We start from the raw sequence: 17453 nt of genomic DNA, 5'->3' as shown, positions 1-17453 counted from the left end.
TCACCGCGCCTCGTGCAGCCCCGTCCCGGCGAGCTCGAGCACCTGATCGCTCGCGGTGATCACCCGCTCGTCATGCGTCGCGACGACGACGACGGCGCCGCCCTCGGCGAACGCACGCAACACGTCGACGACCATCTCGGCGTTCGCGTCGTCGAGCGACGCGGTGGGTTCGTCAGCCAGGACCACCCGTGGCTCGTGCAGCAGGAGGCGCGCCAGGGCGACCCGTTGCCGCTCGCCCCCGCTCAGGCGGGACGCCTTCGTCGTCCGTACCCCGTCCAGCCCCACCCGCCGGAGGGCTGCGGAGCGTCGCCCGGCCCGCTGTCGCCGAGGAACCCGCCGAGCGACGAGGGCGACGTCGAGGTTCTTCGCGACGGTCCAGTCGTCGACGAGGCCGTGGTCCTGGAAGAGGAACCCGAACACGTCTCGATGCAGATGCCGTCGCGTGCGACCTCGCGTGCGGGTGAGTTCGTCGCCGTCGAGCGTGATCGTCCCGGACGTCACCGTGTCGAGCAGTCCCAGACACGCCAACAGGGTGGACTTCCCCACCCCGCTGGGGCCCCAGATCGACGTCGTCGTCCCGGCGTCGAACGCGGCGGACACGTTCCTCCAGAGTTCACGTCCTGAACGGACCGCGTACAGGTCCGAGACGACCAGGCGTGGGCGGGGCGTGGCCGGTGCCGCCGTGCGGCGGATCGTGGTCGGGGCCTCAGGACGAGCCATGGACGTCTCCTTCGAGTCGGTGCCGGACGGTCGAGCCACCGGCCGACCTGGCCCGCGCGCCCGGACGACGCTCGCACCAGACGGCCGCCGGCCAGGCCAGCAGGGCGAAGGCCGCAGCGAGTGCCAGGCCGGTGGTGATCGCTCGCATGAGGGGGATGTCGGGTACGGCCATCGGGTGCGGACCGAAGAACGCGATGAGGGGTGCCGTGCCTCCGAGCGCTGCGACGACGGCCAGCAGCCGACCGTGACGACGGAACGGTGAGAAGCCGTGGGCACGGTGCACCGCCAGCGAGCGGGCGCGCGATCGGACGGACGACCAGACGAGGAGGCAGATCATCGCGGCTGCCAGGAGGGCCGAGAACCACAGCGTGACGACGGTCTGGGACCTCCACGCGCGCCACTGGGGGCTGGAAGGGCGAGCAAGCGCCCGCCCCATCAGGAAAGCATTAAAGTGTGAACCGCGTCATGAAGAACATCAGACGGCGCCCACCAACGTCCACGCCCCGCCGTCGCGACGCGTCACGCGCCCCTGGACGACGTCGGCCAACTGGCCGACGGCAGCCTCGACGACGGCGCCGATGCGGTGGGCGGGTTCGTCGGCGGGGCACTCGTAGCGCACCACCAGGCGTGGCTCGCCCCGGACCAGCGTGACGTCGCTCGCCTCGACCGTGGTCAGCCCCGCCGCGCTCGCGGCCGCCGCGGGCAGCACGGAGTCGGGCCGCACCCCCGGTCGCAGGGTGCCGACGGTGAGCGTGACGCGGTACGAGGGCATGCGCCCATCCAACCCGGCGCCACCGACATCGCGGGGCCTCGCCGACGAAACACGCCCGACCCACGCGTGTGCCACCCTCTCGTCATGAAGCGCACCGCGTCCGCCCGGCTCGAGTTCGACGTCGACGGCCCCGCCGAGTTCGTCCTGTCCGTCGCCGCCTCGCGCGCCTACGCCGCCGAGACCCCCGGCCCCGGCGGTGAGACCGCCTCCGACACCGACGCCGCCCCCGCCCGCATCACCGAGGAGGCGCTGGCCGTCACCCAGCACGGCGCACCCCTCGAGGTCCGCGAGGTGCAGGACCACCACGGCACACTCCTCCACCTGTGCGAGGTCGGGGCCGGCCGCGTCACCGTCGACTACCGAGTCGTCGTCGAGGGCCGTCTCGACGAGCCACCCGTCGACGAGCTCGACCTGGTGCGCTACCGACGTCCCAGCCGGTACTGCGAGTCCGACACCCTCAGCCCGACCGCCCGAGCCGAGTTCGGCGGCCTCGAGGGGCGTGACCTGCTGGCGGCGGTCGCGACCTGGGTCGGTTCGCACCTCGCCTACGTGCCCGGGGCGAGCGCGCCGACCGACGGCGCCGTTCAGACCCTGCTCGACCGGCAGGGCGTCTGCCGCGACTACGCCCACCTCGTGATCGCCCTGCTGCGCGGGCTCGACGTGCCCGCCCGGCTCGTCAGCGTCTACGCGCCGGGGCTGTCGCCGATGGACTTCCACGCCGTGGCCGAGGCCTTCGTCGACGGCGCCTGGCACGTGGTCGACGCCACCGGGCTGGCCCCGCGCCAGACGTTGCTGCGCATCGCGACCGGCCGGGACGCCTCCGACACCGCATTCCTGTCGAGCCACGGCGGCCGCGTCACGGTCGCAGGGATGCAGGTCGGCGCCGTCGCCGACGTGCTGCCGCGCGACGACGTGACCACCTTCGTCAGCCTGGGCTGAGCGCCCGCCGGCGCCGCGCCTCCTGCGCTCGCCTCGTGACCTCGCCGCCCCGGCGATGCCGCCACGATGTGCACAACCCGCCACACGATCGCGTGGCGGGTCGTGTACTTCGTGGCGGCGTGGCGGCGTGGCGGCGCGCCTCAGTCCTCGCGGTGGGCCAGCTTCGCGCCTTCGCGGGCGCGCACGGCCGGTTCGTTCTGGTGCACGCCGGCCGGCCAGGACGTCGGCCCGGCCGACCCCGCCGGGTACTCGTCGATGGCGACGTCGCCCGACGTCCAGGCCTTGACCACCGGAGCGACGATGCGCCACCCCTCTTCCGCCGAGTCGCCGCGCACCGACAGCGTCGGGTCGTCGTCGAGGATGCCCTCGAGCACCTCGCCGTACGCCGTCAGGTCGGCCGCGCCGAAGTCGGCGTGCAGGGAGGCGCGGGACAGGTCGTACGAGTCGCCCGGCCCGTTGACGTTGAGTTCGAGCGACATCTCGTCGGGCGAGATGGCGATGCGCAGCCGGTCGGGGGTGCCCCCGCCGACGAACTCCTTCGGCACGTGGGTCGGCGGGCGGAACGTGATGACGATCTCGCGGCGACGCGAGGCGAGGGCCTTGCCCGACCGCAACAGGATCGGCACCCCGGCCCAGCGCCAGTTCGCCACCTCGACGACGACCTCGGCGAGGGTCTCGGTCTCGAGCGACGGGTCGACGCCGTCCTCGTCGACGTAGGCGGGCAGGGTGCGGCCGTCGACCTTCCCCTTCGTGTAGCGGGCGCGACGGGTGTTGGCGACCGCGTCGTCGTCCCAGACGTGGGTGGCGCGCAGCACGAGCTCCTTCTCGTCGCGCAGGTCGGCGGGGCCGAGCGTCGCCGGGGCGTTCATCGTGAGCACGGCCATCACCTGCAGCAGGTGGCTCTGGATCATGTCGACCATCGCACCGGCGTGGTCGTAGTAGCGGGCGCGGTTCTCTAGGCCGAGCTCCTCGTCGTAGACGATCTCGATGCTCTCGACGTGCTGGTTGTTGAGCATCGGCTCGATGAGGCGGTTCGCGAACCGCAGGCCGAGCAGGTTCAGCACGGTCGACCGACCCAGGAAGTGGTCGACGCGGTGCACCTGGTCCTCGGGCACGAGCTCGAGCACCTCGCGGTTGAGCTTCTTCGCACTGGCGAGGTCGGTGCCGAACGGCTTCTCGAGGGCGAGCGCGGTGCCCTCGGGCAGGTCGACCTCGCGCAGGGCGGTGCAGGCCTTCTCGGTGATGGCGGGCGGCAGGGCGAAGTAGATCGACGGAGGCGCGTCACAGGCCTCGACGAGGCTGCGGAGGCCGTCGACCCCGGTCACGTCGGCCGTGACGTACGTCGTCGACTCGAGCAGGGCGTCGACGGCGGGCCCGCTCGCGTGGACGCTGTCGAACGACGTCTTCACGCGGTCCTTCCACTCGGCGTCGGTGTACTCCTCGACGCCGGCGCCGATCAGCTGGACGCGGCGCTTCGGCTCGAGTGCCAGCAGGCCCCCGAGGCCGGGCATGAGGAGGCGCGCGGCGAGGTCCCCGCTCGCTCCGAGGATCAACAGGGTCGCGGGTTCGGGAGCCTTCTTCGCCGTCATGCGGTGCACGGTAGTGGCTCGGCTCCGGCCGTGCCCGGGGGAGGGCGCACACCGCCGGGAGCCGCCGCGGCGTAGCGTCCACGCCATGAGCGACCAGACCTACACCGCCCGCTTCGTCGGCCACGACGAGACCACCACCGAAGAACTCACCCTCATCGACGGCCTGCCGCAGAAGAGCGTCACCCGCCCCGGGGCCTCCGACGGCGAGGACCTCATGTGGGAGCTCGACGACGACGCCAGCGAGGGCGGCGAGTACGTCTACCGCTCGCTCGGCGTCTCGGGCCACGACTACAGCTAGATCCCACCACGGCGGGATCCCACCGCCGGGCCGGTCAGGCCCGGCGGGTGGGGCGCACCGAGACGACCTCGGCCGTCGCCCCGTGCGGCAGGTCGACCACGAGGCGCACGGCGTCCGCGACCGACCCCGGCTCGAGGTAGAGCGAGGCGTCGTAGGTGCCGCCCTCGGCGGTGACCAGCTCGTGTTGCATGTCGGTGTCGACGCGGCCCGGGTGCACCGAGCTGACCCGGACGCCGCTCGGGCGTTCCTCCTCGCGCAGGGCGTCGGTCAGGGCCCGCAGGGCGAACTTGCTCGCCGCGTAGGTGCCGCCGTTCGGCCCGGCAGTGAAGCCGGAACCGCTGTTGATCGCGACGACGGTGCCCTGTGCGGCCCGCAGCGCCGGCAGCAGCTGACGCGTCACCTCGGCGACGGCGAACACGTTGACCTCGAAGACCCGACGCCAGGCGTCGCGGTCGGTGTCGGCGACGGCCCGGCCGCCGATGACCCCGGCGGCGTGCACCAGCACGTCGAGCTCGTCGAGCGGCGGCACCGTGAGGGCCGGGCCCGAGAGGTCGGCGGCCCACGCCGTCGCGGACGGGAGGTCCGCGGTGATCGCCCGCAGCGCCTCCTCGTCCCGGCCGTGGACGATGACGTGGTGCGTGCGGGCGAGGTCGCGGACGACGGCGAGGCCGATGCCCCGCGAACCCCCGGTGACGAGTGCGGTCTTCATCACCCCAGTCTGCCGGTCGACGGGCGCCCTCAGGCCAGCGGGTCGTGGCCCCAGTTCATCAGCGACCAGCGCCACTTCGTGTCGGTGACGTCGCCCGAGGGACGCTGCTTCGAGTGGCGCGCGACGTAGCCGTGGACCTTCTCCATGTGCTGCCAGTCGGCGTCGGTCAGGTCGGCCTTCTTCTTCTCGAGGATGCTGACGATGTGCCGGCCGCTCTCGTGCCCGACCGACTCGCCGCCGTCCTTCTGCCCCACCTCGCGCGACTCGTCGGTGTCGAGCCACTCCTTGAGCGTCGACGCCGTCATGTTGACGTCGTCGTGGAACTCGTCCCAGGTCTGCTGCCGGTCGTCGTCTGCCATGGGACGAGCCAAGCACGCCCGCCCTCGTCGAGCCCGGGAGGCGCGGGTCGCGGCCTCGCGCCCGGCGCGTCCTCGAGCGCGTCACCTCGGCACCACGACCCGCCCCGATCGGCGAAGATGGCACCGTGCGCACCCTGACCGCCGGCACCGCCGCCCTGTTGCTCGCCGCCTCGCTCGCGGTCACGCTGACCTCGTGCTCGGCCGACGGCACGAACCCGACGGTGGCCCCGCAGGCGAAGGTCCCCGCCGGGCTGGCCGTCGAGGGCTACGCCATCGCCTCGCCCGACGCGACGACCGCCGCGGTCGACGCCTTCGACCGCAGCGAGGCGGCGATCGACACCGTCGGCGTCTCGGGCGTCGCGATCACGACCGGCGGGGCCGGGGTCGCCCCGAGCGACGAGTCGGCCAACTCGCTGCGTGAGGCCGCGCAGTCGGCGGGCAAGAAGGCCGAGCTGCTGGTCGTCAACGCCGGGCAGGACGGGTTCAGCGGCGAGCTCGCGACGCAGCTGCTGTCGAGTCAGGCGAACCGCGAGTTCGTCGTGTCGGGCCTCACGGGCGAGGTGGTCAACGGCGGCTGGGACGGCGTGCAGGTCGACTTCGAGTCGCTGGCGGCGGGCGACGCCCCGGGGCTGGTCGACTTCGCCGCCGAGCTGCGCGACGCCCTGCCCGACGACGCCACGATCTCGATGGCCGTGCAGCCCAGCACGGACGAGGCCGGATACCTCGACCTCGGCTACGACCTCGCCGCCCTGTCGGACTCGGTCGACCGCTTCGTGCTCATGGCGTACGACCAGCACGGCGTCGGCTTCAGCGAGCCCGGGCCGGTCGGCGGCCTGCCCTGGGTCGGCGAGGTGCTCGACGCGGCGCTCGGGCTCGTCCCGGCCGACCGGCTCGACCTCGGCGTGGCCGGCTACGGCTACCGGTGGACGGGCGAGGGCACCGCAGGAGGCGCGGTGTCGGTCGGCGAGGCCCGCACCGCCGCTCGGTCCACCGGTTCGTGGGACGCCGACCAGGCCGAGTACACCGCGTCACCCGGCGACGGCTCGACCCTCTGGTGGTCGGACGGCCGGTCCATCACGGCCCGGGCCGAGCTGGCCGAGTCGAAGGGGCTGCACGGGGTCGCGATCTGGCAGCTGACGACCGGCGACCCGATCCGCCGCGGCTGACGCGGTTCGCCCGCCGCCGCGGCTGACGCGGTTCACCCGCCGCAGCAGCGCACCGCGTTTCGTGCAGTGCGACCCGACTAGTCGGGGTGCGCTGCACGAAACGCGGTGCAGAGGCTGCCGCTAGGGCTGGACGACGCCGATCGGGCCGGTCAGCTGCGGGATGTCGCGGTCGCTCAGCAGCCAGTGCTCGCCGCCGCCGGTGATCAAGAACGCGAGGGGGCCCGGCCGGCAGACGACGAGCGCGCCCCCGTCTTGGTGCAGCACGCCGTCGAGTGCGCCGCCGAGGTCGCGGTCGTCCTCGGAACCGGTGGCCGACAGGACCGCGCAGCGGCCCTCGGCCCCCATCGCCTGCAGCAGGCGGCGCATGCCCTCGGGGTCGCTGCGGTCGGGACCGAGGGGATGCGCGACGGCCATGTCGACCCACTCGACCGAGCCGGTCAGGTCGGCGAGGGTGTGTTCGGCCGGACCCGACGGGTCGACGGCGAGTTCGTGCACGGACTGCTTGCGATCAGGCGCGGCGAAGGCCTCGAGCGCGGTGATCACGGAAGGGGGGAGCGACGCCACGGGGGTTCTCCTGTCGAGCGGTTCCGACCATCCTCCCACCCGGGGTGCCCTCGCAGGTCCGTCCCCGGGCGGAGACCCGAGCGGGCGTCGGGTCGGGTCGCCGCACTACGCTGCCGGAGAGCCGCGCCTCGCGCGCCACCCCGACCCGGACCGACACCCATCACGACGACGACGGAGACACCGTGAGCGACGCCCCCGGCCAACAGCCCTGGCAGAACCCGCAGCACCCGCAGCAGCCCCAGCCCCCGCAGGGCCAGCAGCCGTACCCGCAGCACGGCCAGCAGCCGTACCCCGGCCCCGGCGCGCGCCAGGACCCCTTGAAGGACACCAACCCGGGTGCCTCCACGTCGACCCCGTTCGTCTGGGTGCTCGTCGTCCTGCCGCTGGTGCAGCTGGTGGGCCTCGCCTTCTGGGACATCCCCGACTACCTCGAGCGCGCCACGACCTTCACCCCTGGTGCCTACCAGTCGCCCTTCACGCCCGGCTACCTCGCCTACATGGGCGTCGCGCTGCTCGTCTACGCACTCATGGTCGTCTTCTCGTGGCTGGACCATCGCGCGTTGGTGGCCAAGGGCATCGTCAAGCCGTTCCCGTGGCCGTGGGCCTTCCTGACGATCGTCTACGTCATCGGCCGCTCGGTCGTCGTGAAGCGCCGCACCGGTGGCGGCCTCGCCCCGCTCTGGCTCTTCATCGCCGTGTACCTGATCACGATCGTGGTCGCGTTCTCGGTCTTCATCTCGGCGTTCGTCGAGTTCGCCCAGACCATGCCCTCCCTGCCGACCGCGCCGTAGCCGTCCCGGCTGCGAGGATGGACCCGTGACCTCCCCCACCGCACCCCGCCTCGGCCTGCTGCTCGACGTCGACGGCCCGATCGCCAGCCCCGTGACCCGCAGCATCGCGCTGCCCGAGATCACCCGCGACCTCGTGGCGCTCGCCGCGCTCGGCATCCCGATCGTGTTCAACACCGGCCGCTCGGACGCCTTCATCCGTGACGAGGTCGTCGCCCCGCTGCTCGCGGCCGGCCTGCCCGAGGGGGCACGCGTGCACGGCGTCTGCGAGAAGGGCGCCGTCTGGTTCACGATCGGCCCCGAGCACGGTGCCGACGGCGTCGGCCCGATCGAGGTCGACCGGTCGCTCGCCATGCCCGCGGACTTCGGCGACGAGATGCGGGCTCTGGTGGCGGACGAGTACGCCGACCTGGTGTTCTACGACACCACGAAGCACGCCATGGTCTCGATCGAGCAGCTCACCAGCGTCGAGTCGTCGACCTACCTGGCGCGGCAGCGCGCCCTCGACGAGCGGGCGATCGAGGCCCTCGTCCGGCGCGGCTTCGGCGTCCGGCGTCTCGACGACGTGCGGCCCGACGCGTCCGGCGACGTGCAGTGGCGCGTCGACCCGACGATCATCTCGACCGACATCGAGTCGGTGCGGTTGGGCAAGGACCTCGGGGCCGAGCGGGCCCTCGAGCTGCTGGCGACCGACGGCGAGCCCCCGCTCGCCTGGCGGACGGTGGGCGACTCGCGCAGCGACTACGCGATGGCCGACTGGCTGCACGCCCGGGGGCACGCGGTCGCCCACGTCGACGTCCGGCCCGCCGACGGCGTCCCGACGACGCCCTACCCCGTCCTGACGAGCGCCACGGGCGCGATCCACGACGAGGCCGGTGCCGAGTTCCTCGCCGCGTGGCTGGCCGACCTGACCGCCTAGGTCGGGCGACCGGTCCGACACGCCCGACCCGCGCCTCCTCGTCCGGCGTGTCGCGCCGCTCGGCGTGGCCCCCGGACGGGTGATACGGGTGAGCCTGCGCGGCGGACGGGTGTCACCTGCCCGCTGACCGAGCGGGTTGTGACCCGTTCGAGGGGACGCACCCCCCGAACGGGTGTCGCGGTGGAGCCGGATCGACCCTGTACTGTTCCACACGTCCCCGGAACGGTCCCCCGAAAGGCCCACACCGGTGACGAGCCCGTCGATCGAGACGACTGACCCCTCTCGCAGTCGACGGACCCGAACAGGGAGTCCCTGGCTCCCACCCGACCGCCGCCCACCCCGGCGCGTCACTCGAGTCGCCGCTGTCGCCGACGCCCCTCCGGACGTCCGACGGCGGCTCTCACCGCCTGCCGGCGTCCGGTCGTCTCTCAGACCCGAACCCGGAGAGAACACGCATGTCCCGAACCATGCGCGTCCGCGACAGCGACGCCGAGAACCGACACACCCCCGGTGCACCCGACACCGGCCCCGCCCTCGACGCGGCACCCCGCTCGCGAAGCGAATTGAGGCGCCTGGCACAGCGCGACGAGGAGCGGGGCGCGCGTGCGCGCCCCTCGACCCGCATGACGAGCGACCACCACGCGTCGGTCGTCTCGCGGACCGAGGGGCGTGCCCACTCGCCGTTCATGGTGCTGCTGGTGCTCGCCTGCACCATGGGCATCCTGCTCTACGGGCAGTTCCTGCTGAACCCGGCGAACCGCGGCGACCTGCTGCCCTACGTCGCCGTGATCATCGCCGAGGCCGTCCTGGTCCTCCAGGCGCTGCTGGCCATGTGGACGATCCTCTCGGGCGGCCAGAACCCCCGCGACTTCGACTTCCACTCGACCCAGGACACCCTCTACGACGAAGAGGCCATCGACCGCCTCGGCGTGCGCGACCAGCCGCACCTGTGGCCGATCGTCGTCGACGGCAAGCCCGTGGTGGTCGACGTCTTCGTCACCGTCTACGGCGAGGAGCTGTCGAAGATCGCGATGACGGTGCAGGCAGCGCTCGCGATGCAGGGCGAGCACCGCACCTGGGTGCTGGACGACGGTCGCAGCGACGAGGTCAAGGACCTCGCGGCGACGCTCGGCGCCCGGTACATCCGCCGGTTGACCAGCAACGGCGCCAAGGCCGGCAACGTCAACTACGCCCTGTCGGTGGCGAAGGGCGACTACTTCGCCATCTTCGACGCGGACTTCGTGCCCAAGCCGATGTTCTTGCACGAGACGGTGCCGTTCTTCATCGACGCGAAGGTCGCCTTCGTGCAGACCCCGCAGTCGTACGGCAACCTCGTCAGCATCGTCAGCCGCGGCGCCGGCTACATGCAGGCCGTCTTCTACCGGTACATCCAGCCCGGCCGCAACCGCTTCAACGCGGCGTTCTGCGTCGGCACCAACGTGATCTTCCGTCGAGCGGCGATCGACGAGGTCGGCGGCATCGACACGGACTCGAAGTCCGAGGACGTCTGGACCAGCCTGTTCCTGCACGAGGCCGGCTGGCGCTCGATCTACATCCCGATGACGCTCGCGATCGGCGACGCCCCCGAGACCATCGAGGCCTACAGCAAGCAGCAGCTGCGCTGGGCGACCGGCGGCTTCGAGATCCTCTTCCGGCACAACCCGCTGAGCCCCCGTCGCACCCTCACGATGGACCAGCGCTTCCAGTACACGCTGACGGCGACGCACTACCTGACGGGCATCGCCCCGCTGCTGCTGATCATGGTGCCGCCGATGGAGATCTTCTTCGACCTGCGCCCGATGAACCTGCACATCTCGGTGCTGCAGTGGCTGCTGTTCTACTCGGGCTTCTACCTGCTGCAGATCGCCCTGGCCTTCTTCACGCTCGGGTCGTTCCGGTGGGAGGTCCTGATGCTGGCGTCCGTGTCGTTCCCGATCTACGTCAAGGCGCTCTGGAACGTGCTCAGCGGCAAGGACACCGCCTGGCACGTGACCGGCGGCGGCAAGGCGGCGAGCCCGTTCAACGTGCTCGTGCCCCAGGTGCTGTTCTGGCTCTTCCTGACGCTGACCTCGCTCGTGGCCATCTGGCGCGACTGGGACAACCGGGTGCTCACCCTGGCCACGGTCTGGAACCTGATCAACACCGCCGTGCTGTCCGCCTTCCTGCTGGCGGCGCTGCGCGAGGCCCGCGCGATCAAGCGGGCGGCCCGCACCGGGTCGAGCGCCCGCACGACGATGGCGGGTCCGATCGGCACCGCGTCCGTGCCGGACCGCACGCTCCGCACCCAGGTCGCCCGGCCGTTGCCGCGCAGCCACGACGAGTTCCTCGAGCTGTCGGCCGAGCAGCGTGCCGAGCAGCTGCGCCGCGACGACGAACGGCGCCACCTGCTCGAGGCCGAGCTGGCGATGGTCGACGAGCACCACGTCGACGAGCACCACGTCGACGAGCGCCTAGCCGACGAGCGCCACGCCGACGAGGCGGGGCACCACGCCGCCGCCCCCCGACCCGACCGACACGACACGAACGACCGAGAGAAGGTGGTCTCATGACCTGGGGCAACAGGATCAAGATGACCGTGGGCATCCTCGTGGTGCTCGCCCTCGTGGCCGTCTTCACCGTGATCTTCACGCAGCGGCAGGCGCAGGTCATCAGCACGAGCGCCGCCATCGCCAGCCAGGACTTCCCGGTCGGCACCGACTACAGCGGCACGGTCACCTCGACCGACGCCGAGGTCGGCGACGTCGTCTCGAAGGGCGACGTGCTGTTCGCGCTGCAGAGCCCCTCGCTGCAGAAGGACCTCGCGGACGACGTGGTCGTCCCCGACACCGAGGCGTACACCGTGGCGGACGACGGCACGATCACCTTCCTGGCCACGGTCGACGGCACCCTGTCGCGCATGGACGTCCGCGAGGGCGGGTTCCTCGGGTCGGGCACGTCCGTCGCCACCATCGAGAAGGCCGGCACGCTGTTCGTGGACGCCGACTTCACCCTGACCCCCCGCGACTACGAGCGCATCCAGGACGGCGCGACCGTCGACGTCATGCTGCCGAACCAGGTGGTGGTCGAGGGCAGCGTCGACCTGGTCAGCGTGCAGACGAAGGACGGCGCGGCCGCGGCCACCGTCCGCGTCGTCAGCGACCAGCTCACCGAGGGCTCGTACAACGGGCTGGTCGCGAGCGGCACGCCCGTCGAGGCCACCATGCACCTGCGCGACGACGGCATCCTCGCCGGGCCGGTGGACACCATGCAGGACTTCCTGCGCCAGATCGGGGTCTGACGATCCGCGGCGCAGCGCGAGAGACGACGGGTCGGTCCGGCCGACGGGATCGTTCGGGATCACCGATCGACGCCGGGCCGGCCCGTCACCCCCGGGAGGCGCGGGTCGGGATCCGACGCGCCCCGCGCCTCCCGGCCTTCCGCCGCCTCGTCGCCGGGGTCGCCCTCGGCACGGCCGGCGCGCTCGTGCTGGCCGGCTGCACCGGCGGCTCGGGCACGGACGGCGACGGCGACACGACCGGGCGACCCGACGCCGCGGGCGACGTGCTGCCCGCCTCGCAGGTCGACCCCCTGGTCGCCGCCCTGCCGCAGGAGTCGGTCGGCGCCGTGCCGACCACGCGCCTCGCCGACGGACTCGTCCCGCCGACCAACGCCTGGTTCTCGGGGCTCGCGTTCGGCGACGAGCCGCAACCGGTGTTCCCGTTCCCGATCTCGTTCCAGCTGACCGACGACGGCTTCGCGGCGGGGCTGCCCACGCCCGTGGCCTCCGAGAAGGCGATCGTCGGGCCCGCCCTGCCCGACGTCACCCTCGACGTCGGCGCCACCGCGACCGAGGTCAGCGCCTACGACAAGGTCTCGGTGACCGTCGCCCACCTCGACGGCGACACGGTGCTCGGCCACACGACCGTCGCCGAGGGGTCGCCGCTCGTCTCGTACACCGCCGCCACGGCGCAGGCCGACACCCTCGGCGCCGCCGTGACGAGCGTCGGCGAGGGGCGCGGCACGCTGACGGTCGGCGACGCGACCTGGGGCGTCGTCGTCACGGGCGGCGACCTCGACGGCACGGCCGTCCGACTCGACGAGGGCGGTTCGGTCGTGCTCGTGCCGGTGCCCGACGGAGCCGACGCCGACCAGGTGGGGACGGTGCTCGACGCGGCCGCCTCGCCGCTGGTGTCGGTGACCACCGGGCACCGCGCCTCCGGGTCCGGGTCGTCGGCGGTCTCGACCACCGAGCTCGGCTACGAGACCGCGGCCGGCGGCGACACCCTACTGGTGTCGGCGCCGCACATGGGCGACTCGGCGACGGGCGGCGACACCGGGCTGAGCTACGAGACGATCTACGGCACCGTGCCGGTGGCGGTCGGCACGTCGCTCTCGTTCGACGCGCCCGTCACGACGGCCTCGGCCGAACTCGACCTGTCGGGCCTGAGCGACGACCAGCGGCAGCAGCTCGGCGACCAGGTGCGGGCCGACGTCGCCTCGACGACGGCGCCCGCGGCCGACACCTACTTCGGCGGCAAGGCGCTGTACCGGTCGGCCATGCTGATGCAGCTCGCCGAGCAGCTCGGCGACGACGCGTCAGCCGACACCCTCCGCGCGTCGATCGTCGACCGGCTCGACACCTGGACCGACCCCTCCGGCTGCGAGACGCGCGAGCAGGAGTGCTTCGTCTACGACCCCGCCGTGAAGGGCGTCGTCGGCAAGGTCGCGTCGTTCGGCTCGGACGAGTTCAACGACCACTACTTCCACTACGGGTACTTCCTCTACGCGGCCGGCGTGGTCGCCGCCGACGACCCCCAGCTGGCCGAGCGGTGGCAGCCCGTGATGGACCTGCTGGCGGCCGACATCGGCTCGGGCTCGGGCAACGGGTCGTTCCCCGACCAGCGGGCGTTCGACCCGTACTGGTCGCACAGCTGGGCCTCGGGCTACGCGCCGTTCGCCGACGGCAACAACCAGGAGTCGTCGTCCGAGGCGGTCACCGCCTACGCCGGGCTGTCGCTGTGGGCGGCCGCGACGGGCGACGAGGCACTCGGCGGCGAGGCGTCGTGGCTGCTCAGCAGCGAGGCGTCGTCGGCGCTCGCCTACTGGCTGAACCCCGACCTGAGCGGCTCGACGGCGGACGGGTACGACCACGCCATCGTGTCGCTGACCTGGGGTGGCAAGCGCGACTACGGCACCTGGTTCTCGGCCGAACCGTCGGCGATCGCCGGCATCCAGCTGATCCCGCTCAGCCCGTCCTCGGTGTCGTACCTGACGTCGTCGGCCGCCGGCGGTGCCGAGCAGATCGCCGCCGTCGTCGACGAGGCCGCGGCGTCGGGCTTCGACGCGCCCCTCGGCGACTACGTGCTGATGTACTCGGCCCTCCAGGGGCCCGACCAGGCGACGGCGGCCCTGGCGGCACTGGCCGACCTGCCCGAGTCGGGCATCGACGACGGCAACTCGCGGGCCTACGCGATGGCCTACGTCATGAGCGCCGGGGCCCGGTAGCCGGGGCCCGGTACGCGCAGGGCGCAGGGCGCAGGGCGCAGGGCGCCTGGCGCAGGAGGCGCGGGTCCGGTCACGACGACACCGCCGAGTGGACGAGGCACCGCGGCACGCGGCGGTGCCCTGTCCGCTCCGCGGCGTCGGAGCGGCGTGGCCTCAGCCGACCTCGCGCACCGGGTCGACCAGCCGCACCGGGTCGACGAGCCGTCGCACGCTGCCGTCCGGCCGGTTCGCCACCAGCACGCCGCCCCAGAAGCCGAGCTGGTCGCTCTCGCTGTCGAGCTGCCACAGGCGGTGGCCGTCGGCGAGGTCGAACGCCGTGACGACGGAGGTGCGGCCGCCCGACGGCGAGGTCGTGGCGTAGCCGGTGGTCCGGCCGACGAGCGCGATCTGCGACTCGCCCGGAACGGCCGCGCGGGCGACCTCGTCACCGGTCGTCGCGTCGAGCAGCCGGACGGTGCGCTCGTCCGCCTCGTCCGACGTGAGGTCGCCGGACGCCGCCGCCGCGCCTCCCGGCTCGAAGGTCTGCGCGAAGACGAGCGAGCCGCGGTCGCCGGCCGGGTCGGTCGTCACGCGGGCGAGGCCGTGGCGTCGGTCGCGTGGCGGGGTGGTCCAGAGCTCGGCTCCCGTGCGTCGGTCGACGCAGACCACCCCCGGCGTGGTCGAGAAGACCAGGCAGGCGTCCGTCGGCTGCACGCCGCGGTCCTGGCGGTAGCCGTGTCGCCACCGTTCGGTCCCGTCGAGCGAGAGGGCGACCACGGTGCCGTCGGTGTCGCCGGTCGAGGTGGGGATCGCGGGGTCGAGGCCGACCACGACGAGGTCGCCGTCGACGGTGAGCGTCGTGGCCGTGGGCAGGTCGGGGCCCCACGGCGTGGTCTCGCCGGTCCGCCCGTCGACCGCGGTGATCACGCCGTCGTCGAGGAGCAGCAGGCCGTCGGGCGTGAGCGCCTCGTCCTGGCGGCCCGACGTCTCGCCCGTCCAGACCGGGGTGTCGAGGTCGTCGGCGCGGTAGAGCGCGAACTCGCCCGTGCCGGGCTCGGAGTCGTAGTACACCGCCGAGTCCTGGTACGAGAACTCGGGGTCGCTCGAGACGAGCACCCAGGAGGCGGTGGCGTCGGTCAGGCGGGCGCGCCCGTTCGCCGACGTGGTCACGTCGGTCAGCTCGCCCGTCGCGAGGTCGAGGCGGCCGTAGCCCGAGGCGAAGCCGTCCTCGCCGAAGCCGAGCGACGAGACGAGCGTCGTGCCCGTGGCGTCGTCGGCCGGCCAGACCTGGACGAACCCGCTACCCGCGTCGAGCTCGGCGCCGAGGTCGACCCACCAGCGGACCGTGCCGTCGACGGGGTCGACGCGCGCCAACCGGCTCGAGGTCTGCGCCGTGCCGCCGAAGCCGCCGTCGAAGCGGCACCCCGCGTCGCTCGCGGCACCGGTGGCGGCGCCGTCGTCCGTGCCGTCACCGCTCGCGCTGACCAGCACGTCGCCGCCGAGCACGTCGGGGCCCACGCGGGGCTCGGCCTGCCAGAGCAGGCAGTCGGCCCGGTCGTCGGGCACCCCGACGTCGGCGGGGGTGAGCGTCCACGACGCGGCCACGGGCTCGTGCCGCAGGTCGTCGCCGTCGACGCCGTCGAGCGCGACGGCCGACGGGTACCGGGGCGCCTCGACGAGGCCGACGGTCGTGACCAGGGCCGCGGTCACGACGACCGCGGCGGTCACGAGCGCGAGGCGACGGGCCCGGGAGGCGCGGTGCCAGGCGGCCGCGGAGCTCCGGCGGGCGCGCGCGAGCGGCGGGTCGCTCGGCGAGGCCTGGTCCGTCACCCGGCCATGCTACGAGTCGGGTGCGCGCCCGGGCCGTGAGGTCGCCCGGGGGCCCGACCCGCGCCTCCTCGTCCCCGGGGCCGCCCGTTAGGCTGATGCGGGTCGTCCCGCCCCCCCCCGCCCACGAAGGAGCCGCGCCATCGAAGCCGTCGTCATCTCGATCCTCGCCCTGGCGATCGTCGTGCTCGTGGTGGTCCAGGCGGTCTACCGTCGCCGTGTGCTGCGGCGCCGCGAGGCCGCCGGGCAGCGCGTCGTCGGCCGCGGCAGCTACGTCGTGTTCGGGGTGATGGCGGCGTTCCTGCTCTTCGCGGTGTTCGTGTTCCCGCTGCTCGTGCGGGGGTAGCGGCCTTCAGGCAGTGACCGATCAGGGCCGGTGGTCGATCGGCACGCGAGGGGTCGCGATGCCGGGCCAGAAGTCCTCGCCTCCGGTCCGATCGAGAACGAGGTCGGGAAGCGTGGCCTCAGAAGCCCCACTGCGGACCAGGACGTCGTCCAGGGAGGCGACGACGTCGAGAACCGAACGTGGTCCGAACTGGCCCACCAGCCTCTTCGCCTTGGCTCGGACGTTGTTGGGTGTCGGGCCGGCGTCGATGACGGAGTGATGCCAGAGTCGGCTGTGGTGGGCGCAGCGGTTCCGCAGGTAGACCAAGGCCCTCACGCGGTACGCAAAACCTGAGGTGGCGACCCCGATGCTGCTCGCCACCTCAGCAGCGAGTGTGCCCCCAGCCCCTCGCTCGATGCACCTGGACAGCGTTCCGAACGAGAAGGCCTCGACCGCCGACCAGATCGGTAGGTCACCGAACGGGGCGCCGCTTCCGCCGTCGGTCTTGAAGTGGAGGATGTGCCGCTCCTTGCTGCGACCGACATCCCGAAGGCACGCCGAGACGGTGGGTTCGGCATCGCCGACGTCGGTGTAGAAACTCTGCTCTAGGTAACACCCACGAGGGCCGTGCCTGTCGCTGATCACCCTGGCTACGTGCGTTCGGAGGACCAGCTCGGCCCGCGCCAGCGGGGCCACGAGGCGTGCTCGAAGGGTTTCGTCCGCTTCGTAGACGCGTCGGATGTCGTCGAAGCTGGTACCCGGCCGGAAGGAGTCGTCACCCTCGTGCGGCGCGGTCTGGAAGTACCTCGCCCAACCGGACAGGCGGTAGTAGTTGTGGGTCGAGAGGAACGACCGGCATTCTGTCTCGTCGGCGACGATCAGGCCGCGCGATCTGAGCAGGTCCGTCTGCTGTTCGAGGGAGAGGTTCGGCTTCATGACGTGTTCCAGAACGAAAAGGCCCCTCCCATTTGAGCATCGTCGAGAGGCTTGGGAGGGGGTCGATTGCTTCGATCCT

Annotated in this window: 18 protein-coding genes; 9 read left to right on the top strand and 9 right to left on the bottom strand. The window is 72.7% G+C overall.

All coding sequences use genetic code 11. The annotated features are described in order from the left end of the window. The 3 genes from ABID81_RS08695 to ABID81_RS08685 all read right to left on the bottom strand — a co-directional run bounded on the left by ABID81_RS08695 (window position 1) and on the right by ABID81_RS08685 (window position 1492). Window positions 1-720: an ABC transporter ATP-binding protein gene (locus ABID81_RS08695; RefSeq protein WP_354594401.1), complete on the bottom strand. Its 720-nt coding sequence runs from the start codon at window positions 718-720 to the stop codon at window positions 1-3. Then, complete coding sequence (locus tag ABID81_RS08690) at window positions 707-1057, bottom strand: hypothetical protein (RefSeq protein WP_354594400.1); 351 nt, start codon at window positions 1055-1057, stop codon at window positions 707-709. The genes ABID81_RS08695 and ABID81_RS08690 overlap by 14 nt, the downstream gene beginning before the upstream one ends. 138 nt (window positions 1058-1195) lie before the next feature. Continuing rightward, window positions 1196-1492 (bottom strand): hypothetical protein, encoded by a 297-nt coding sequence (locus ABID81_RS08685; RefSeq protein WP_354594399.1) that lies wholly within the window; start codon window positions 1490-1492, stop codon window positions 1196-1198. A gap of 84 nt (window positions 1493-1576) precedes the next feature. On the opposite strand from ABID81_RS08685, the gene ABID81_RS08680 reads away from it, so the two are divergent. Further along, window positions 1577-2431, top strand: a complete 855-nt coding sequence (locus tag ABID81_RS08680; protein WP_354594398.1) for a transglutaminase-like domain-containing protein — start codon at window positions 1577-1579, stop codon at window positions 2429-2431. A gap of 140 nt (window positions 2432-2571) precedes the next feature. Here ABID81_RS08680 and ABID81_RS08675 read toward each other — a convergent pair whose 3' ends face one another. Then, entirely contained in the window at window positions 2572-4020 is a 1449-nt protein-coding gene (locus ABID81_RS08675; RefSeq protein ID WP_354594397.1) for a glucose-6-phosphate dehydrogenase, read from the bottom strand. An 85-nt stretch (window positions 4021-4105) separates the two neighbouring features. Between ABID81_RS08675 and ABID81_RS08670 the strand changes: the two genes are divergently transcribed. Continuing rightward, entirely contained in the window at window positions 4106-4318 is a 213-nt protein-coding gene (locus ABID81_RS08670) for a hypothetical protein (RefSeq protein ID WP_043596779.1), read from the top strand. A 34-nt stretch (window positions 4319-4352) separates the two neighbouring features. Here the strand turns inward: ABID81_RS08670 and ABID81_RS08665 are convergent, their stop codons facing one another. Further along, window positions 4353-5027: an SDR family oxidoreductase gene (locus ABID81_RS08665; RefSeq protein ID WP_354594396.1), complete on the bottom strand. Its 675-nt coding sequence runs from the start codon at window positions 5025-5027 to the stop codon at window positions 4353-4355. 29 nt (window positions 5028-5056) lie between these two features. Beyond that, the gene (locus ABID81_RS08660) at window positions 5057-5386 is read right to left on the bottom strand and encodes a DUF3140 domain-containing protein (RefSeq protein ID WP_354594395.1); all 330 of its coding nucleotides are present in this window, start codon (window positions 5384-5386) and stop codon (window positions 5057-5059) included. A 125-nt stretch (window positions 5387-5511) separates the two neighbouring features. On the opposite strand from ABID81_RS08660, the gene ABID81_RS08655 reads away from it, so the two are divergent. Next, window positions 5512-6552, top strand: coding sequence for a glycosyl hydrolase family 18 protein (locus ABID81_RS08655; protein WP_354594394.1), 1041 nt, complete (start codon window positions 5512-5514; stop codon window positions 6550-6552). A 120-nt stretch (window positions 6553-6672) separates the two neighbouring features. On the opposite strand, the gene ABID81_RS08650 is transcribed toward ABID81_RS08655, so the two are convergent. Further along, the gene (locus ABID81_RS08650; RefSeq protein ID WP_354594393.1) at window positions 6673-7116 is read right to left on the bottom strand and encodes a hypothetical protein; all 444 of its coding nucleotides are present in this window, start codon (window positions 7114-7116) and stop codon (window positions 6673-6675) included. Window positions 7117-7298: 182 nt separating this feature from the next. Here ABID81_RS08650 and ABID81_RS08645 point away from each other — a divergent pair, with 182 nt between their 5' ends. The 5 genes from ABID81_RS08645 (at window position 7299) to ABID81_RS08625 (ending at window position 14307) form a co-directional block, all read left to right on the top strand. After that, on the top strand, window positions 7299-7907 hold the full coding sequence (locus ABID81_RS08645; RefSeq protein ID WP_354594392.1) for a hypothetical protein: 609 nt from the start codon (window positions 7299-7301) through the stop codon (window positions 7905-7907). Window positions 7908-7932: 25 nt separating this feature from the next. Next, on the top strand, window positions 7933-8823 hold the full coding sequence (locus ABID81_RS08640) for a hypothetical protein (RefSeq protein WP_354594391.1): 891 nt from the start codon (window positions 7933-7935) through the stop codon (window positions 8821-8823). Between the two features lie 455 nt (window positions 8824-9278). Next, window positions 9279-11372: a glycosyltransferase family 2 protein gene (locus ABID81_RS08635; RefSeq protein WP_354594390.1), complete on the top strand. Its 2094-nt coding sequence runs from the start codon at window positions 9279-9281 to the stop codon at window positions 11370-11372. Next, complete coding sequence (locus ABID81_RS08630) at window positions 11369-12100, top strand: efflux RND transporter periplasmic adaptor subunit (RefSeq protein WP_354594389.1); 732 nt, start codon at window positions 11369-11371, stop codon at window positions 12098-12100. The genes ABID81_RS08635 and ABID81_RS08630 overlap by 4 nt, the downstream gene beginning before the upstream one ends. 185 nt (window positions 12101-12285) lie before the next feature. Continuing rightward, on the top strand, window positions 12286-14307 hold the full coding sequence (locus ABID81_RS08625) for a glycosyl hydrolase (protein ID WP_354594388.1): 2022 nt from the start codon (window positions 12286-12288) through the stop codon (window positions 14305-14307). Between the two features lie 153 nt (window positions 14308-14460). Here the strand turns inward: ABID81_RS08625 and ABID81_RS08620 are convergent, their stop codons facing one another. After that, on the bottom strand, window positions 14461-16116 hold the full coding sequence (locus ABID81_RS08620; protein WP_354594387.1) for an outer membrane protein assembly factor BamB family protein: 1656 nt from the start codon (window positions 16114-16116) through the stop codon (window positions 14461-14463). 187 nt (window positions 16117-16303) lie between these two features. Here ABID81_RS08620 and ABID81_RS08615 point away from each other — a divergent pair, with 187 nt between their 5' ends. Beyond that, a complete protein-coding gene (locus tag ABID81_RS08615; protein WP_354594386.1) occupies window positions 16304-16459 on the top strand; it encodes a hypothetical protein in 156 nt (51 codons plus the stop codon). Between the two features lie 21 nt (window positions 16460-16480). On the opposite strand, the gene ABID81_RS08610 is transcribed toward ABID81_RS08615, so the two are convergent. Then, window positions 16481-17374 carry an Abi family protein gene (locus ABID81_RS08610; RefSeq protein WP_354594385.1) on the bottom strand — a complete coding sequence of 298 codons (894 nt, stop codon included), beginning with the start codon at window positions 17372-17374 and terminating at the stop codon, window positions 16481-16483. Window positions 17375-17453 lie beyond the last annotated feature (79 nt).

The sequence above is a fragment of the Frigoribacterium sp. PvP054 genome (genome assembly GCF_040547465.1).
Lineage (GTDB): Bacteria > Actinomycetota > Actinomycetes > Actinomycetales > Microbacteriaceae > Frigoribacterium.
This window is presented reverse-complemented; position numbering and strand designations above follow the sequence as displayed.

Coding starts and splice junctions, on each gene's coding strand:
- ABID81_RS08660 (WP_354594395.1), bottom strand. CDS start 5,386: ATGGCAGACGACGACCGGCAGCAGACCTGGGACGAGTTCCACGACGAC.
- ABID81_RS08680 (WP_354594398.1), top strand. CDS start 1,577: ATGAAGCGCACCGCGTCCGCCCGGCTCGAGTTCGACGTCGACGGCCCC.
- ABID81_RS08630 (WP_354594389.1), top strand. CDS start 11,369: ATGACCTGGGGCAACAGGATCAAGATGACCGTGGGCATCCTCGTGGTG.
- ABID81_RS08675 (WP_354594397.1), bottom strand. CDS start 4,020: ATGACGGCGAAGAAGGCTCCCGAACCCGCGACCCTGTTGATCCTCGGA.
- ABID81_RS08635 (WP_354594390.1), top strand. CDS start 9,279: ATGTCCCGAACCATGCGCGTCCGCGACAGCGACGCCGAGAACCGACAC.
- ABID81_RS08610 (WP_354594385.1), bottom strand. CDS start 17,374: ATGAAGCCGAACCTCTCCCTCGAACAGCAGACGGACCTGCTCAGATCG.
- ABID81_RS08685 (WP_354594399.1), bottom strand. CDS start 1,492: ATGCCCTCGTACCGCGTCACGCTCACCGTCGGCACCCTGCGACCGGGG.
- ABID81_RS08670 (WP_043596779.1), top strand. CDS start 4,106: ATGAGCGACCAGACCTACACCGCCCGCTTCGTCGGCCACGACGAGACC.
- ABID81_RS08695 (WP_354594401.1), bottom strand. CDS start 720: ATGGCTCGTCCTGAGGCCCCGACCACGATCCGCCGCACGGCGGCACCG.
- ABID81_RS08690 (WP_354594400.1), bottom strand. CDS start 1,057: ATGATCTGCCTCCTCGTCTGGTCGTCCGTCCGATCGCGCGCCCGCTCG.
- ABID81_RS08665 (WP_354594396.1), bottom strand. CDS start 5,027: ATGAAGACCGCACTCGTCACCGGGGGTTCGCGGGGCATCGGCCTCGCC.